At 32.3% G+C, this 17,777-nt stretch carries 18 protein-coding genes, 2 tRNA genes and 1 rRNA gene; 7 read left to right on the top strand and 14 right to left on the bottom strand.

Annotated features, from left to right (window positions below; genetic code table 11):
* Window positions 1-29: 29 nt before the first annotated feature.
* The 3 genes from KQS_RS04470 to KQS_RS04460 form a co-directional block, all read right to left on the bottom strand.
* Window positions 30-106 (bottom strand) — tRNA-Ala (locus KQS_RS04470).
* Window positions 107-196: 90 nt separating this feature from the next.
* Window positions 197-270 (bottom strand) — tRNA-Ile (locus tag KQS_RS04465).
* 90 nt (window positions 271-360) lie between these two features.
* Window positions 361-1,876: ribosomal RNA gene (locus tag KQS_RS04460) — 16S ribosomal RNA — on the bottom strand.
* 816 nt (window positions 1,877-2,692) lie between these two features.
* Between KQS_RS04460 and thrS the strand changes: the two genes are divergently transcribed.
* From thrS to rlmF, 6 genes are all read left to right on the top strand, one after another.
* A complete protein-coding gene (gene thrS / locus KQS_RS04455; RefSeq protein ID WP_014388017.1) occupies window positions 2,693-4,633 on the top strand; it encodes a threonine--tRNA ligase in 1,941 nt (646 codons plus the stop codon).
* Window positions 4,634-4,677: 44 nt separating this feature from the next.
* A complete protein-coding gene (gene infC, locus KQS_RS04450; protein WP_084642275.1) occupies window positions 4,678-5,229 on the top strand; it encodes a translation initiation factor IF-3 in 552 nt (183 codons plus the stop codon).
* A 66-nt stretch (window positions 5,230-5,295) separates the two neighbouring features.
* Entirely contained in the window at window positions 5,296-5,493 is a 198-nt protein-coding gene (gene rpmI, locus KQS_RS04445; RefSeq protein WP_014388015.1) for a 50S ribosomal protein L35, read from the top strand.
* Window positions 5,494-5,646: 153 nt separating this feature from the next.
* Complete coding sequence (gene rplT / locus KQS_RS04440; protein ID WP_014388014.1) at window positions 5,647-5,991, top strand: 50S ribosomal protein L20; 345 nt, start codon at window positions 5,647-5,649, stop codon at window positions 5,989-5,991.
* Between the two features lie 85 nt (window positions 5,992-6,076).
* Entirely contained in the window at window positions 6,077-6,874 is a 798-nt protein-coding gene (locus KQS_RS04435; protein ID WP_014388013.1) for an HAD family hydrolase, read from the top strand.
* Window positions 6,875-6,902: 28 nt separating this feature from the next.
* Window positions 6,903-7,787, top strand: coding sequence for a 23S rRNA (adenine(1618)-N(6))-methyltransferase RlmF (gene rlmF / locus KQS_RS04430; protein WP_014388012.1), 885 nt, complete (start codon window positions 6,903-6,905; stop codon window positions 7,785-7,787).
* Window positions 7,788-7,999: 212 nt separating this feature from the next.
* On the opposite strand, the gene KQS_RS04425 is transcribed toward rlmF, so the two are convergent.
* Window positions 8,000-8,911, bottom strand: a complete 912-nt coding sequence (locus KQS_RS04425; RefSeq protein ID WP_014388011.1) for a glutaminase — start codon at window positions 8,909-8,911, stop codon at window positions 8,000-8,002.
* The gene (locus tag KQS_RS04420) at window positions 8,911-10,104 is read right to left on the bottom strand and encodes an asparagine synthetase B (RefSeq protein WP_242400783.1); all 1,194 of its coding nucleotides are present in this window, start codon (window positions 10,102-10,104) and stop codon (window positions 8,911-8,913) included. Before KQS_RS04420 ends, KQS_RS04425 begins: the two co-directional genes overlap by 1 nt.
* Window positions 10,105-10,328: 224 nt before the next feature.
* On the opposite strand from KQS_RS04420, the gene KQS_RS14655 reads away from it, so the two are divergent.
* Entirely contained in the window at window positions 10,329-10,454 is a 126-nt protein-coding gene (locus tag KQS_RS14655) for a hypothetical protein (RefSeq protein ID WP_262487930.1), read from the top strand.
* 107 nt (window positions 10,455-10,561) lie between these two features.
* Here KQS_RS14655 and KQS_RS04415 read toward each other — a convergent pair whose 3' ends face one another.
* From KQS_RS04415 to KQS_RS04380, 9 genes are all read right to left on the bottom strand, one after another.
* A complete protein-coding gene (locus KQS_RS04415; RefSeq protein ID WP_014388009.1) occupies window positions 10,562-11,239 on the bottom strand; it encodes a response regulator transcription factor in 678 nt (225 codons plus the stop codon).
* 83 nt (window positions 11,240-11,322) lie between these two features.
* The gene (locus KQS_RS14580; protein ID WP_242400774.1) at window positions 11,323-11,640 is read right to left on the bottom strand and encodes a sensor histidine kinase; all 318 of its coding nucleotides are present in this window, start codon (window positions 11,638-11,640) and stop codon (window positions 11,323-11,325) included.
* A 90-nt stretch (window positions 11,641-11,730) separates the two neighbouring features.
* Complete coding sequence (locus tag KQS_RS14575; RefSeq protein ID WP_242400773.1) at window positions 11,731-12,042, bottom strand: histidine kinase; 312 nt, start codon at window positions 12,040-12,042, stop codon at window positions 11,731-11,733.
* 1 nt (window position 12,043) lies between these two features.
* A complete protein-coding gene (locus tag KQS_RS04405) occupies window positions 12,044-12,472 on the bottom strand; it encodes a hypothetical protein (protein ID WP_041251986.1) in 429 nt (142 codons plus the stop codon).
* 217 nt (window positions 12,473-12,689) lie between these two features.
* Window positions 12,690-13,004 carry a hypothetical protein gene (locus KQS_RS04400; protein WP_014388007.1) on the bottom strand — a complete coding sequence of 105 codons (315 nt, stop codon included), beginning with the start codon at window positions 13,002-13,004 and terminating at the stop codon, window positions 12,690-12,692.
* Window positions 13,005-13,053: 49 nt separating this feature from the next.
* Window positions 13,054-14,613 carry a replicative DNA helicase gene (gene dnaB / locus KQS_RS04395; protein WP_014388006.1) on the bottom strand — a complete coding sequence of 520 codons (1,560 nt, stop codon included), beginning with the start codon at window positions 14,611-14,613 and terminating at the stop codon, window positions 13,054-13,056.
* A 145-nt stretch (window positions 14,614-14,758) separates the two neighbouring features.
* The gene (locus KQS_RS04390; protein WP_014388005.1) at window positions 14,759-15,712 is read right to left on the bottom strand and encodes an acetyl-CoA carboxylase carboxyltransferase subunit alpha; all 954 of its coding nucleotides are present in this window, start codon (window positions 15,710-15,712) and stop codon (window positions 14,759-14,761) included.
* Between the two features lie 78 nt (window positions 15,713-15,790).
* A complete protein-coding gene (locus KQS_RS04385) occupies window positions 15,791-16,711 on the bottom strand; it encodes a DMT family transporter (RefSeq protein ID WP_014388004.1) in 921 nt (306 codons plus the stop codon).
* On the bottom strand, window positions 16,698-17,774 hold the full coding sequence (locus tag KQS_RS04380) for an LptF/LptG family permease (protein WP_014388003.1): 1,077 nt from the start codon (window positions 17,772-17,774) through the stop codon (window positions 16,698-16,700). Before KQS_RS04380 ends, KQS_RS04385 begins: the two co-directional genes overlap by 14 nt.
* Window positions 17,775-17,777 lie beyond the last annotated feature (3 nt).

Raw genomic sequence — 17,777 nt, 5'->3', positions numbered from 1 at the left:
TAATTATCAATTAATAATTATCAATTATTTGGTGGAGAATATCGGAGTCGAACCGATGACCTCCTGCGTGCAAGGCAGGCGCTCTAGCCAGCTGAGCTAATCCCCCGTTTTCGTAGTATCAGTTAACAGTTATCAGTTAACAGTAACTTTAACGGTTAGCTTACCTCTAGAATTTCCTTTTTTTTAGTTAAATGAGTAGTCCCGGGCAGACTCGAACTGCCGACCCCTACATTATCAGTGTAGTACTCTAACCAGCTGAGCTACGAGACTCTGTATTTAACCTAATTTTTTGAACTAACAGCAAGAGTAATACTCTATCTTTTTACTTTTTAACCTAACACCTATATCTTATGTCTCTAGAAAGGAGGTGTTCCAGCCGCACCTTCCGGTACGGCTACCTTGTTACGACTTAGCCCCAGTTACTAGTTTTACCCTAGGCAGCTCCTTACGGTCACCGACTTCAGGTACCCCCAGCTTCCATGGCTTGACGGGCGGTGTGTACAAGGCCCGGGAACGTATTCACCGGATCATGGCTGATATCCGATTACTAGCGATTCCAGCTTCATAGAGTCGAGTTGCAGACTCCAATCCGAACTGAGACCAGTTTTGAAGATTCGCTCCTTATCGCTAAGTGGCTGCTCTCTGTACTGGCCATTGTAGCACGTGTGTGGCCCAGGACGTAAGGGCCGTGATGATTTGACGTCATCCCCACCTTCCTCACGGTTTACACCGGCAGTCTCGTTAGAGTTCCCGACATGACTCGCTGGCAACTAACGACAGGGGTTGCGCTCGTTATAGGACTTAACCTGACACCTCACGGCACGAGCTGACGACAACCATGCAGCACCTTGAAAGTGGTCCGAAGAAGGCCTAGTTTCCTAAGCTGTCCACTCCCATTTAAGCCCTGGTAAGGTTCCTCGCGTATCATCGAATTAAACCACATGCTCCACCGCTTGTGCGGGCCCCCGTCAATTCCTTTGAGTTTCACACTTGCGTGCGTACTCCCCAGGTGGGATACTTATCACTTTCGCTTAGCCACTCAGATTGCTCCGAACAGCTAGTATCCATCGTTTACGGCGTGGACTACCAGGGTATCTAATCCTGTTCGCTCCCCACGCTTTCGTCCATCAGCGTCAATAAATTGTTAGTAACCTGCCTTCGCAATTGGTATTCCATGTAATATCTAAGCATTTCACCGCTACACTACATATTCTAGTTACTTCACAATTATTCAAGTCTAACAGTATCAATGGCAGTTTGATCGTTGAGCGACCAGATTTCACCACTGACTTATTAAACCGCCTACGGACCCTTTAAACCCAATGATTCCGGATAACGCTCGCATCCTCCGTATTACCGCGGCTGCTGGCACGGAGTTAGCCGATGCTTATTCATACAGTACCGTCAAGCTCCCACACGTGAGAGGGTTTCTTCCTGTATAAAAGCAGTTTACAATCCATAGGACCGTCTTCCTGCACGCGGCATGGCTGGTTCAGTCTTGCGACCATTGACCAATATTCCTCACTGCTGCCTCCCGTAGGAGTCTGGTCCGTGTCTCAGTACCAGTGTGGGGGATCTCCCTCTCAGGACCCCTACCCATCATAGCCTTGGTATGCCGTTACCATACCAACTAGCTAATGGGACGCATGCTCATCTTGTACCGTTGGAACTTTAGTAAAAAAGTGATGCCACTTCTAAACACCATGGGGTATTAATCCAAATTTCTCTGGGCTATCCCCCTGTACAAGGTAGATTGCATACGCGTTACGCACCCGTGCGCCGGTCTCAAGTTAGCAAGCTAACTCTACCCCTCGACTTGCATGTGTTAGGCCTGCCGCTAGCGTTCATCCTGAGCCAGGATCAAACTCTTCATCGTAGATTTTTAATATTTTTCGACGATATATTTTTTGCTAGGTCTAATTTCGTATACTCGAAAAAGTCTTACTCTTATTCTTGTATGCTGTCAATCCAATATGTCTATGAACTTAATCTCTTATTCTTATCACTAACCTATCTCAGTTAGCGGGTGCAAAAGTAAAAACTTTATTTTAAACAACCAAAATAATTTTAAACTTTTTTTGAAGAAATTTTAAATTATTTTAAAACCATTTTTTTTATAAAGAACTTCGCTATCGCTAGCAACTTTTGCGGGGCGCAAAGATACAATCTTTATTTCCTATTATCCAAAAGTTTTTTTAACTTTTTTCTAATTTATTTTAGTATCGTTTCAATGAGCGTGCTTGTTGTAAGCGGGTGCAAAAGTAGTAACTTATTCTATACTTCCAAACCTTTTTAAACCTTTTTTTTAATCTTTTTTCCTAAACCCTTAAAACCAACACATTACCATACAAAGTTTTTTTTTGCATTTGGTCGGAGGTTATATGTTAGATGTTAGATGTTGGGTGTTGGATGCAAAAAAAATCAATTCTGAATGCAGGAACCAAAATAGCCCTGGGTGAAACAACAGCTTGTTTACTCCTATATACTACAAACAAAAAATCCTGAAACGCGACCCAAGAAGCGCTTGCAGGATTTTATTGCTTTGTTTTATAGAAGTAAACAACTAGCGTGGAACACAGGATGAGCTGCTAAAAAAAATACCTATATATAATATGCAATTTTATACCTATATATATATTGTATGTAAAAACGCTTTGTTCTATATTTGCACTTTGTTAAATAAAAATATAAAATGATTAAAATTACTTTACCCGATGGTTCGGTGAAGGAGTTTGCACCAGGTGTAACTCCTATGGATGTTGCTAAGAGTATTAGCGAAGGTTTGGCTCGAAATGTAATTTCAGCTTCTTACAATACTGTAACAATTGAAACATCGACCGAGTTGACCACGGATGGTAATCTTGTTTTATACACTTGGAATGATAAAGAGGGTAAGAAAGCATTTTGGCATTCTACTTCACACGTAATGGCGCAAGCATTAGAAGAATTATACCCAGGAATTAAATTAACATTAGGACCTGCTATTGATAATGGCTTTTATTATGACGTAGATTTTGGTGATCAAAAAATAACGGAAGCTGATTTTAAAAGAGTTGAAGATCGTGTTTTAGAAATTTCTAGAGAAAAGCACGAATTTAAAATGCGTCCTGTTTCTAAAGCCGAAGCTTTATCAATTTACAAGGACAATGAATATAAGACAGAATTAATATCAAACTTAGAAGATGGCACAATTACTTTTTGTGATCATTCTAACTTTTTTGATTTATGTAGAGGCGGTCACATTCCAAACACAAGCATCATTAAAGCTATGAAAATTTTATCTGTTGCGGGTGCGTATTGGAGAGGTGATGAAAAAAACAAACAGTTAACTCGTGTTTATGGTATTTCATTCCCAAAACAAAAAGATTTAACCGATTACTTAGAATTATTAGAAGAAGCTAAAAGACGTGATCATAGAAAATTAGGAAAAGAATTAGATTTATTCCATTTTTCACAACGTGTGGGTCAAGGTTTACCGCTATGGTTACCAAAAGGTGCCGCTTTACGTGATCGTTTAGAGCAATTTTTGAAAAAGGCTCAGAAAAAAGCAGGATATGAACAAGTTGTTTCGCCACATATAGGACAAAAAGAATTGTATGTGACTTCTGGTCATTATGCTAAATATGGAGCCGATAGTTTTCAGCCCATTCATACACCTGCTGAAGGAGAAGAGTTTTTATTAAAACCTATGAATTGTCCGCATCACTGCGAAATTTATAACGCAAAACCTTGGTCATACAAAGATTTACCGAAACGTTATGCTGAATTTGGAACAGTTTACCGATATGAACAATCTGGAGAGCTACATGGATTAACACGTGTAAGAGGTTTTACTCAAGATGACGCACACTTATTTTGTACACCCGATCAATTAGACGAAGAATTTAAAAACGTAATTGATTTAGTATTGTATGTGTTTGGCTCATTAGGATTTGAGAATTTTACTGCTCAAATTTCATTAAGAGATCCAGAGAAGCCAGAAAAATACATTGGATCGGATGAAAACTGGGAAAAAGCTGAAAATGCGATTATTAATGCTGCAAAAGAAAAAGGTCTTAATACCGTTGTAGAATATGGAGAGGCTGCATTTTATGGTCCGAAATTAGACTTCATGGTAAAAGATGCATTAGGAAGAAGTTGGCAATTAGGAACTATTCAAGTGGATTACAACTTACCTGAGCGTTTTGACTTAACATACAAAGGAAGTGACAACGAATTACACCGACCAGTTATGATTCATAGAGCCCCATTTGGTTCTATGGAACGATTTATTGCCATTTTATTAGAGCATACTGGTGGAAATTTCCCACTTTGGTTGATGCCTGAGCAGGCTATTATCCTGTCTTTGAGTGAGAAATATGAAAATTATGCAAAAAAAGTTTTAGATTTGCTAGAAAATCACGAAATTCGCGCCCTAATTGACAACCGAAACGAAACAATTGGTAAGAAAATTAGAGAAGCGGAAGTGAAAAAGTTCCCGTTTATGTTGATTGTAGGAGAAGAAGAAGAGAAAAACGGAACCATTTCTGTACGTCGCCACGGTCAAGACGGTAAAGGAAATGAAAGCATGACCATTGAACAATTTGCTGCTTTAGTTAATGAAGAAGTAAATAAAACATTAAAACAATTTTAAGTTTAACCACCTATTTATAGGTATAAAATTTTAGAGCCATAGCAATAAGAAACAACAGAGGTTATCAACCTCGCGTAGAGAAAAAGGATGCACACCGAATTAACAATAATATTCGTGTGCCGGAAGTACGTCTTGTGGGTGACAACGTAGAACCAGGAATTTTTAAGACATCAGAAGCATTAAAAATGGCTGATGAACTAGAATTAGATTTAGTTGAGATTTCTCCTAACGCTGAACCACCAGTTTGTAAAATTATTGATTACGGAAAGTTTCTTTACGAACAAAAGAGACGTGATAAAGAATTAAAAGCTAAATCAACGCAAATCACAGTTAAAGAGATTCGTTTTGGTCCTCAAACTGATGAGCATGATTATGAATTTAAAAAGAAAAATGCCGTTAAGTTTTTACAAGACGGTGCTAAATTAAAAGCTTTTGTATTCTTTAAAGGACGTTCTATTATTTATAAAGAACAAGGACAAATATTATTATTACGTTTAGCTCAAGATTTAGAAGAATATGGTAAAGTGGAAGCCTTACCTGTTTTGGAAGGAAAGCGTATGATAATGTATATTGCTCCTAAGAAAAAAGGAAAATAAGTTCTTGAAAGAGCACTTAGTATTTAAAATAAAGTAAGTAAGATAAATACAAATACCTAGGAAAAGATGCCTAAAATGAAAACTAAATCTGGAGCTAAAAAACGCTTTGTTGTTACAGGTTCTGGAAAAATCAAAAGAAAGCACGCTTACAAAAGTCACATCTTAACAAAGAAGTCTAAAAAGCGTAAATTAGCATTAACACATGCTGGATTAGTACATAGTGCTGACGAAAGAAGTGTAAAAGAACAATTAAGAATGATGTAATTGTTTAAAATAGTGAAAGTGCCATACAATCATTGTTTGGATAACACGAATAACTATTTGGTTTAAATTATTTTATTAACCCTGGAGTAGGCTACTAAAAATTAAAGTAAAAAGTGTAGAAATACCGCCTCACTACAAAAAAAAGATTAAGAAATGCCAAGATCAGTAAATCATGTAGCTTCAAGAGCTCGTAGAAAAAAAGTATTGAAACTTGCCAAAGGATACTTTGGAAGACGTAAAAACGTTTGGACTGTAGCTAAGAATGCAGTTGAAAAAGCGTTAAGCTATGCTTACCGCGACAGAAAGCAAAAAAAGAGAAATTTCCGTGCATTATGGATTATGCGTATTAACGCTGGTGCTCGTTTACACGGTATGAGTTATTCTCAATTTATGGGTAAATTAAAAGCTAATAATATCGAATTAAACCGTAAGGTTTTAGCTGATTTAGCTATGAATCACCCTGAAGCATTCGCTGCTATCGTAAATCAAGTGAAGTAATAAACGTTTAACTTATTTATCTTACTTACCATAATATGAAATCCCGACAGAGTCGGGATTTTTTATTTACCATTTTAAATTTAAAATGAAATTGAACAACATTAAATTAATAGTATCTGATATGGATGGTACTTTGTTAAATTCAAAGCATCAGTTACCTAGTAATTTTGAAGATATTTATAAACTTTTAGAAGCCCAAAACATCAAATTTGTAGCAGCCAGTGGTCGTCAATATTACAGCATTATTGACAAGTTTGAACATTTTACTAATAACATTACTATAGTTGCAGAAAATGGTGCCTATATCAAATCAAATACATCTGAAATTGCGGTTCATAAAATCCCTAAAGCTAAATTAAATTCAATCATTTCATTTATCCGAACTATACCAAATACATATCTCGTTTTATGTGGAAAAAAACAAGCCTATATTGAACAACATGATGCCGCTTTTGTTTCTTTCTTTAAAGAATTTTATAACGCTTATCAAATTGTTGATGCTGTTTTATGTATGGAAGACGATTTTTTTAAAATTGCCTTATACAATCCTAATGGTGCTGAAGAAAATATTTATCCTTTTTTAAATCCGTTTAAAACAGCATTTCAAATTAAAGTATCTGGTTATTATTGGGTAGATGTTATGCAATTAAATATAAATAAAGGTACGGCTTTAGAACAACTGCAAACTATTTGGCATATTTCAAAAGAGGAAACTCTTGTTTTTGGTGACTATTTAAATGACTTAGAATTATTTAAACAAGCAACTTATTCGGTGGCAATGGAAAATGCCCACTCTGCTATTAAAGGTTTAGCTTCTTATCAAACCAAAAGTAATGATGAAAATGGCGTAGTTGATTTTATTCAAAAAAATATTTTAGAATAACTTAATTTTGTAAAACAAATATCAAATCATGACAAAAACCTTGCATCCTAGAAACAAACACAATTCATCCTATGATTTTCAGAAATTAATTGAGGTTTATCCTGAATTGAAATCTTTTGTTTTTGTCAACTCCTATGGAAATGAAAGTGTTGATTTTGCAAATCCTGAGGCCGTAAGAGCTTTAAACAAAGCCATATTAAAACAGGATTACCAGATTAATCATTACGAATTACCCAAAACAAATTTAGTTCCGCCAATTCCCGGAAGAGCCGATTACATTCATTATGTTGCAGATTTATTAGCAAAAGGAATTAATGGAACTTTACCTACTGGAAGTGGAATAAAAATATTAGACATTGGAACAGGAGCAAATTGCATCTACCCTATTATTGGACATCAAACCTATGGATGGACATTTGTTGGTACTGAAATTGATAAACCTGCTAAAATCACGGCAGAAAAAATTATACATTCCAATGAACTGCAAAAAGCCATCACCATACGTTTTCAAGACAATAAACGAAATATATTAAAAAACATCATTCAAGAAAATGAAAAATTTGATTGTATTATATGCAATCCACCCTTTCATGATTCTAGAGAAGCTGCAACCCAAGGCACTAAACGAAAATTAAAAAATTTAGGTCAAGCTGTTGAAGAAAAACCAGTTCTTAATTTCGGTGGACAAAATAATGAATTATGGTGTGAAGGTGGCGAAAAAGCATTTATTACCAACTTTATTTATGAAAGTAAGCACTTCAAAAATCAAATAAAATGGTTTACAACATTGGTTTCAAAAAAAGATCACTTAAAAGAATTTTTTCGTATTTTGAAAAAATTAGATGCGAAATTTGAAACCATAGAAATGCATCAAGGGAATAAAATTACACGTATTTTAGCATGGCAATTTTAATTCATCATAATATTAATTACATTTAATACTACACATAAAATTACCAAAACTATAATAATGAAAAGTCGGGTAGTTTTCATTTTCATACTATTTTGATTATTTCTTATATTTTGGGTAATTAAAAGTATTGAAATAAATAAGATGAAAAGTTATTTTGTGATTAAATGCAATTTAATGTATACGAATGGAAATTTGTAAAGAATTGACTTATATTAAAATATTGACATACCTGTTTCGGTAGTTAATTGTTCTAAGGCAAACATGCCTAATTCTGAATTTCCTTTTTCATTTAATCGAGGAGACCAACAGGCAATAGCGAATTGTTTTGGCAATAAGGCAGCAATTCCACCACCAATTCCACTTTTACCAGGCAATCCTACACGATAGGTAAACTCACCCGATTCGTCATAAAATCCGCAAGTTTGCATTAAAGCATTTAATCGTTTCACTTGACTTGTTGTTAGTATTTGATTGCCTTTTTTTGTTTTTCCTTCGTTAGCAAAAATAAAAAACGCATGGGCTAATTCTTTACAGGTCATTTCAATAGAGCATTGGTGAAAATAAAAATCTAACACCACATCTACCTCATTTTGAATATTTCCAAATGATTTTAGGAAATTAGCTAATGCCGCATTTCTAAATCCAGTTTCTTTTTCAGATTGAGCAACTTTTAAATTAAAATCTATCGTTTCAAATCCGGAAATGGTTCTGATAAAATGCAACAAATCTTCTTTAGGATTTTGAAGTACTGTAACTAAAATATCAGCAATTACTAAAGCTCCGGCATTAATAAATGGATTTCTTGGAATTCCTTTTTCAAATTCTAATTGCACTAAGGAATTAAATGGATTTCCCGAAGGTTCTACGCCAACTCGATTCCATATTTCCTCACCACATTTAGAAAATGCTAGTGCTACAGTTAATGCTTTTGAAACCGATTGAATAGAAAACTTTTCGTTAGAATTCCCAACACCTATTTCTTCTCCATTTATTGTTGTTAAGTGTATTCCAAATTTATCTGGGTGTACTTTTGCCAATTCTGGAATAGAAGTTGACACCACTCCCATTTTAGGAAAATCTTTAGAATTAATATATATTTTATCTAAAACGGTTCGATAGTTCATTATGTTTTTAATTTTTTCTTTTTAGCTGCAGGGAATAAAACATTATTTAATATTAATCGGTATCCTGGTGAATTAGGATGTAAGTCTAGAACAGTAGGAGCATCTCCCACTCTATGTTGGTAATCTTCTGGATCGTGACCTCCATAATAAGTAAACATACCTTTTCCTTTTGTCCCGTGAATGTATCGCGCTTCCCCATTAATTTTACATTCACCCATTACTAGCACATTCGATTTTATTTTTTCAGCTCTAAAAGCAGTAGTTTGTCCCATAAAACCTTTTACTAATTGTGTATGATTTTGACATAACATTGTGGGAATTGGGTCCCATTTTGCAGAATATTCCATCAACGTAAAATAATCATTTTCCATTTTCATTGCGCCTTTACCATGTTCTTCTGTCGTGTCTATGTCTGAAAACTCATAAACCATTGGATTTCTTTCAAGAATATAATCTTTAAATGCAAACGTATTGTTGTAATCAATCTTACTTTGATAATTGGCATCACTATTATCTCCGTCAAACATAGGTTCACAAATATCTACACCTTCTGCGGACAAAGCAATATCAAAACTATCTGTTGCTGAACACATGGCAAACATGAAACCACCACCAATTACGTAATCTCTTATTTTAATAGCAACTGCTCGTTTTTCTTCAGCTACTTTAGAAAATCCAAGTTTTGCAGCTAAAGCTTCTGCTTCTTTTTTTTGTTCAATATACCAAGGTGCATTTCGGTAAGCTCCAAAAAATTTCCCATACTGACCTGTAAAATCTTCATGATGTAAATGCAACCATTCATACATTAGTAATTGGTCACTTAATACTTCTTCATCATATATTTCTGTATAGGGAATTTCAGCATAGGTTAAGACCATAGTTACTGCATCATCCCAAGGTTGTTTTCCTTTAGGTGTATATACAGCGATTTTAGGTGCTTTTTCAAGTAATACAGTTTCAGTATTTTGAGACGGACTAGCAATTTCTTCAAGAATTGAAGTAGCTGTTGCATCTGAAATAACTTCAAAGGTTACACTTCTAATTTGACATTCTTTTCGAACTTCATCTGCATCTGGCATAAGAAAAGCACCGCCACGATAGTTTAACAACCAATTTACTTTATATCCTTTTGTTAAAGCCCAATATGTTATACCATAAGCTTTTAAATGATTTTGCTGCCCTTCAGCTTCCATAGGAATAAGAACAGAAGACGCCTTAACAAAATTAATTGCTACTAAAAAAAGTATTAAAATTTTACAACTCGATTTTGAAAAATTCATGGAATAAATAATATCTAACAAATTTAAACAAAAAAGCTTAGAATATTAATACACGTAAAAATACCTATATAAAAAATCAGGTAAATATACTCTACTGTAGGTAGAAATTAGTTTATAATTTAGTAAAAAATAATATTATGAATATTTATCCAATGTTTGAGAAAAGAGAAATGAATCAATTAAGAAGATTTGGAATAATACTATTAATTGCAACAATATGTGTTTATCTAATTTTAGCCATTAGATTTTTACTGCAATTTTAAACTTATCTATGCCTCGTCCAAATGAATACTACAACCATTTTTGGTTAGTTTCTTTTATGTTCTGTTTCGATTTTTTTTTCTGAATTACAATAGTTGAATTTATTTTATTATAAATTCAATTCGTCAACATTAAATATTTTATTTTGAATTGCATAAACAACTAAACCCGCTATATTTTTTGTTTTTGTCTTTTCTAATAAATTATTTCTATGCCCTTCGACTGTTCTTGAGCTAATAGATAAAATATCTGCAATTTCTGCCGAAGTATATTGTTGACAAATTAATTGAAGAATTTCAACTTCTCTAGGTGTTAAAAATTCTCCATCCAAATCTGTTTTTAAGGGTTGCTTTCCAGACACTATATCTGTGTGAATCACTTTCATTACATAATCACTATAATAAAAACCCTTATTTGCAACTTCATTAATAGTAAAAACAACCTCTTCAGGTGAAGCATTTTTCACAATATAGGAACATGCTCCAACTTGAATCATGTTTGAAATAAAAGAAGGAGTATTGTAACTAGTTAAGGCTATAACTTTAATATTTGAATGATTTTCATGAATTATTTTAGTTGTTTCCACTCCATTTAATAAGGGCATTTTTAAATCCATCATAATAATATCTGGTTTATCACCATTATTAGTAAGATAATTTATCAATTCCTGACCATTTGAAGCTTCGAAAATGATTTGGAAATTAGGCTCTCTTTGCAAAATAAATGAAATCCCTTTTCTAAATAAAACTTCATCATCGACCAAAACAATTTTAATCATAGTATTCATGAGAAAAACTTAATTTAAATTTCATTCCTTTATTAGGACTTGAAATAATGTTGTACTTTCCATTAATAATTGTTACTCTACTTTCAATATTTGAAAGTCCAATACCTTTTTTTAAATCCAATTTTATTCAAATCAATTCCGCGTCCATTATCAGAGTATTCTATAATAAAATTTTTATTTTCTTCTGCAAAGAAAATAGAAATTTCTTTAGATTCACCATGTTTTATGGAATTATTTATGAGTTCCTGAATGATTCTAAATATATGTAATTGGTTGTCAATATTAACATCACTTAATGACAAGTTTTTTAATTTATTAGAATAAGAAACTTTTACACTTTTTGAAGTATTACATTCGAAAACAAGTTCTTCAATTCCTGCGTGTAATCCAAACTTTTCCAATACAGGTGGCAATAAATCATGTGCAATTCTTCTTGAATTTTCTAGGGCTTTCTTAGTTAAATCAATTATATTTTGTGTAATTTCAGTTATTTAACTTTCACTTAAATTTGGTGTTCTTAATAAATGAGTATTAAGTGAAACAATGTTTAATTTTGAGCTAATATCGTCATGCAAATCTTGAGCAATTCTTTTACGTTCTTCTTCCTGTGTTGCTATTATCGATTGTAAAATAGATTTTTGATATTCAACTTCTAAGCTCTTTTTTTCTACTTCTACTTTAACTATTTTTTTTCTAGAAAAGTAAAAGAACAAAATAAGCGTAATGAAAATACTAAAAAAAGCAAAAAGTATTGCCAAAAATGCTTGAATGATTTGTTCTACAGCTAAATGAGTTACATACATATTATTGTTTATTATCTTTATATAGTTGAACAACAAAGAAAACAGAAGATACAACCACAGTTGTATTGCCTACATACTTAAAAATTACATTTAACAACCTATTAAATTGAGACATATATGTATTTTCAATTGAAATACTGTGTAGTGGCCATGTAAGATTTTCAACAAAAGAAAAAATTAAAAATATAAGCATCCCAATATTTGCATAATACAACTCTTGCCGCTCTTCATAATCGTTATACAAATAAATAGTTGAATATACTATTAATGGAAAAACGGTCAAATAAATATCAAAATAATGAAATTTAAAAAAATCATCTGGAAAAAACAGATATTTAAGGAGTAAAAATAAATTAACAACAATAGAAATAACATCTACTAAATTTCTCCATTTATTTACTTTAAATGAATTAGAATAAAAAAAACTCAATAAACTAAATTGTACAAGAAATATAATATTTATGAAAAAATGATTATAAATTCTAAACCATTTATATAACTCTGTACTAATCCAATCTAATAAAACAAAAACAAAAAGATATAAAGCAAAAATCTTATAAGCTCTACTTCTATTCCTAGAGCTTATAAGATAACATACTGCTACTATAAATGATAGTAAAAAAAAATAGTACTTCGTTTTCAATAGCTTATGGATTATAAAGAGGACTTGATGTATCACAATTTTCTGGACAAGGGCTTGTTCCAGAATAAATAAATTGATTGTTATTGTTATCAATCAAATCATTTCCATTTGAATCAACTGCTACAATCATTAAACGTTGTATACCTCCAGAATCAACTCCCATGTAGGCTCTAATACTAGCCATATCGGGTGTTTCAATTAAACCATTTAACACTTCTAATGGAATTTGATGCGCTTTTGCTAAATCTTTCGGTGGTGCTGTTTGCCAAGAGCGTCCCCAACTCTCAGCATCGGATAAATCAATAATGTAATTAGGCATAATTTTTTTATTTTTTAGGTTTTTATAAATGTAATAAAAAAATTAAAAATTAAAAAGGAACATCGTTATCTAAATCAAAATTCTGGTTCATTGCACTTCCAAATGCGTCATTTGGAGAAGGCAAATTAGGTGTTGCAAAAGGATTAGGTTGAGAATCTAAATTCATTTTTGATGGTAATTCATCAAATGTAGAACCAAATTCATCTAAATTATCAAACTTACCGTATTGACCTAAGAATTTTAATCGAATATTATCTAAACTACCATTTCTGTGTTTTGCCACAATGAATTCAGCCTGATTTGTTGTTGGTGAGCCTTCTTCATCGTCCCATTGTTCTATTTTATAATATTCTGGTCGATAGATAAACGATACAATATCTGCATCTTGTTCAATAGCACCCGATTCACGTAAATCAGACAATAGAGGCCTTTTACTTGAACCACGTGTTTCCACGGCACGAGACAACTGTGAAAGTGCAATTACAGGTACATCAAGCTCTTTAGCTAATGCTTTTAAGTTTCTAGAAATAGTTGAAATTTCTTGCTCACGATTTCCACCACCTTTAGAACCACCACCGGCTGACATTAATTGAAGATAATCAATTACAATCAGTCTAATTCCATGTTGTGAAACGAGACGTCTTGCTTTTGCTCTTAAATCGAAAATGGATAAAGAAGGAGTATCGTCTATATATAAAGGAGCTTTTTCAAGATCTTTAACTTTAACATTTAACTGTTCCCATTCATGCGGCTCTAAATTTCCTTTTCTCAATTTCTCTGAAGAAAGCCCTGTTTCACTTGAAATTAAACGAGTGATTAACTGTACAGAAGACATCTCAAGAGAAAATAAAGCCACGGGGGCATTACCATCAATAGCAATATTTCTGGCCATTGATAATACAAAGGCCGTTTTACCCATACCGGGACGTGCGGCAATAATAATTAAATCAGACGGTTGCCAACCAGATGTTAATTCGTCTAATTTTCTAAAACCTGTTGGTATACCTGATAAACCTTCTCGATTTGAAATTTCTTCAATTCTATGTTTTGCTTGAGTAACCAAACTTTGAGCCGTTTCATATCCCTTCTTTAAATTTCCTTGAGTTACTTCATAAAGATTAGCTTCAGCTTTATCTAATAAATCAAAAACATCCATGGTTTCATCGTAACAATCTTCAATTAGATTGCTAGAAATTCCAATTAATGTACGCTGAATATACTTTTGAAGAATAATACGCGCGTGAAAATTAATATGAGCGGATGAAGCAATTTTTTGGGTTAGTTGAATTAAATATAAATCACCACCAGCTAATTCTAACTTACCATTTCTTTTTAATTGAGCAGAAACCGTTAATAAATCAATAGGTTGAGGAGGTGAATTATGAAACAACTGCACAATAGCTTCAAAAATATATTTATGTGCATCTTTATAAAAAGCTTCTGGATGAAGAATATCAATTACTTCATCTGTACCTTTTTTATCAATCATCATAGCACCTAAAACTGCTTCTTCAACATCAACAGCTTGAGGTGGTAACTTTCCTTTTTCTAAATTAATTATGGTAGTTTTATCAACTTTTATCGGGTTAATATTTAATGATTTTTCCATAAAGCGAAGATAAACTTTTTTAAAGATGAATGTCGATTATTTTATTAAACGCAAATGTTGACAACTCATTGCATTATGTTAATATGTCAAAAAAAACCGTCCTGTCAAAGGATTTCAACAGGACGGTTAATATATGTAATTTCAATTATTCTTGAAATTGACCCATTTTACTGTATTTATCCATTCTTTGTGCTACTAATTCAGCTGTTGATAAATCTTTTAATTCTTCAAAAGCTTTCATAACGTATTCTTTAACATTTTTGAAAGTTGTATCTCTATCAAAATGTGCACCTCCAAGTGGTTCTGGAATAATATCATCAATTAAATTTTGTTCTTTCATATCAAAAGAAGTCAATTTTAAGGCTTCGGCAGCTTGTGCTTTATAATCCCAACTTCTCCACAAAATAGAGGAACATGATTCTGGCGAAATAACTGAATACCATGTATTCTCTAACATAAATACCTTGTTACCAACACCAATTCCTAATGCTCCACCTGAAGCACCTTCTCCAATAATTACAGAAATGATAGGCGTTTTTAAGCGAGCCATTTCAAATATATTTCTAGCAATTGCTTCTCCTTGACCTCTTTCTTCCGCTTCTAAACCTGGATATGCCCCTGGAGTATCGATCAATGTTAATACAGGAATATTAAACTTTTCTGCCATTTTCATTAATCGCAGCGCTTTTCTATAACCTTCTGGATTTGCCATACCAAAATTTCTCAATTGACGCATTTTAGTATTAATTCCTTTTTGCTGACCAATAATCATAAATGATTGACCGTTGATTTTACCTAAACCACCAACCATAGCTTTATCATCTTTAAAACTTCTATCTCCAAAAAGTTCTAAAAAAGTACCATCTGTCAAATTTGTTATGTGTTCTAAGGTATAAGGTCTATTAGGATGACGAGACATTTGAACTCTTTGCCATGCAGTTAAGTTCCCGTAAATTTGTTTTTTTGTCTCTTCTAATTTTAATTCAATCTGTTTACAAGTATCACTTACGTCAACATCAGATTCTTGTCCAATTAATTGACATTTATCTAATTGATCTTCAAGCTCTTTTATTGGTAATTCAAAATCTAAATATTCCATAAAAGTTATATTGTTTAATTCGTTTGTATGACAAAGATATAATTTTAATATGATTTGGTATAGTTTTAAAAAAACAAACTAAGTATTTTTTTTAGAATTCCTAATTAATCCATTCAAAATCACGGTAATAAGGATTATTGCTGCACCTATATAAAATCCGACTCCCATTTGTTCTTTATCTTCAAATAATAAAATTGCCAAAGCAATTCCATAAACAGGTTCTAGATTAATAGTTAACATAACCGTGTAGGGCGACAGATATTTCATAACTCCTACAGAAGCAATAAATGCATAAGCGGTACAAATGGAAGCTAAAATAAAAAGCCACAACAAATCATTTAACGATAATTTAAAAAAATTAAAGCTAAAGTCACCATTAAACAGCAATATCAATGAAAAAAACAATACCCCGCCTAACAGTTCATAAAAAGAAATAACTGTTGAATGAATTCTTTTAGCAAACTGACCGTTAATAACCGAAAACAAAGCCGACAGAAATGCAGATGTTAAAGCTGTTAATACACCTAACATTGTTCCTGATAAATTTGAATTCACACTATTTTTAATAAAATCTGGTTCTGACGCATCAATTACAAAGTACAACCCAATTAACACGACTAAACCAAAAAGAATTTCGTACCAAACCATTTTGGTTCTAAAAATAATAGGTTCCAAAAGGGAAGCAAAAAAAGCTCCTGTAGACAAACAAGCTAATGTGATTGAAATATTAGAAATTTTAATAGCTTTAAAAAAAGTAAACCAATGAAGCGCAATTATCAACCCTGACAATAAAAGTAAAAAAATATCTTTATAGGATAATTTTAAAGATTCCTTCTTGAATTGAATATAAAAATAAATTAGAACAACAGCAATTAACATCCTCCACCAAACTAATGGCAAAGCATCTAAGGATATTAAAGCACCAAGTATAGCTGTAAATCCCCAAATAAATACAATTAAATGCAGATGTAAATAATGCTTTAAATTACCTTTTGGCATTTTTTAATAGATAATAAGCTAAAATTCCGAATAACACATTAGGTAACCAAACAGCTACTAATGGAGGAATACTAGATTTTTCAGCTAGATTAACAAAAATTTTATCGAAGAAAATAAATGCAAAAGCAATACAAATACCAATTGCCAAATTTATTCCCATACCACCTCTTCTTTTCATGGCTGAAACCGAAACTGCAATAATAGTTAATATAAATGCAGATATTGGATTGCTAAAACGCTTATACAATACAACTAAATAAACATCTACTTTTGAATTTCCCCTACTTTTTTCTCTTTCAATAAAATTATACAATTCAAAAACATCCATAGTTTCACCTACATAAATTGTAGGAGTTAAATCATTAGGTTCTATATTATATTTTACGACCTTTTGTTCATATTTTTCAAAAGTATCATCATGTTTACCTACATTTCTCTTTATATATCCGAATAATGTATAATCTTTTGTTCTTTCATTATACTTCATTCTATTAGCTGTAATTTTATATACTAACTTATTGTCTTTAAATTTCTCATATACAAAATCAAATCCTGTCTTAGACAATACATTAAAGTTCGCTAAATAAATATATTCATCTTTAGATAATTGTTTAAAAATATCCGTATTTTCAACATTCTCTTTATTTTTAGTTAAATAAGTATACCTAAAGTTCCAATATTTTTCACTTGCTTTAGGTAAAATAAAAAAACCCATAACTAAAACTACAAAAGAAATAATAGATGCACCTATTAAATAAGGTCTTAAGAAACGAGTAAAAGAAATTCCCGAACTTAAAATAGCAATAATTTCAGTGTTATTTGCTAGCTTTGAGGTGAACCAAATTATAGATAAAAACAGAAAAATAGGAAATAATAAATTTGCAAAGTATACTGTAAATCCACCATAATATACCGCTACATCTTTTAATGCCACTTTATGCTCAATCATACGATTGATTTTTTCAGAGACATCAATGATTATCCCAATAGGGATAAACATGATAATCATCACAGTAAATGTTACCAAATAACGTTTTAAGATGTACCAATCTATTATTTTCATTTG

It is taken from the genome of Flavobacterium indicum GPTSA100-9 = DSM 17447 (genome assembly GCF_000455605.1).
Lineage (GTDB): Bacteria > Bacteroidota > Bacteroidia > Flavobacteriales > Flavobacteriaceae > Flavobacterium > Flavobacterium indicum.
The sequence above is the reverse complement of the archived record's forward strand: the minus strand, read 5'-3'. Positions and strand labels throughout refer to the sequence as shown.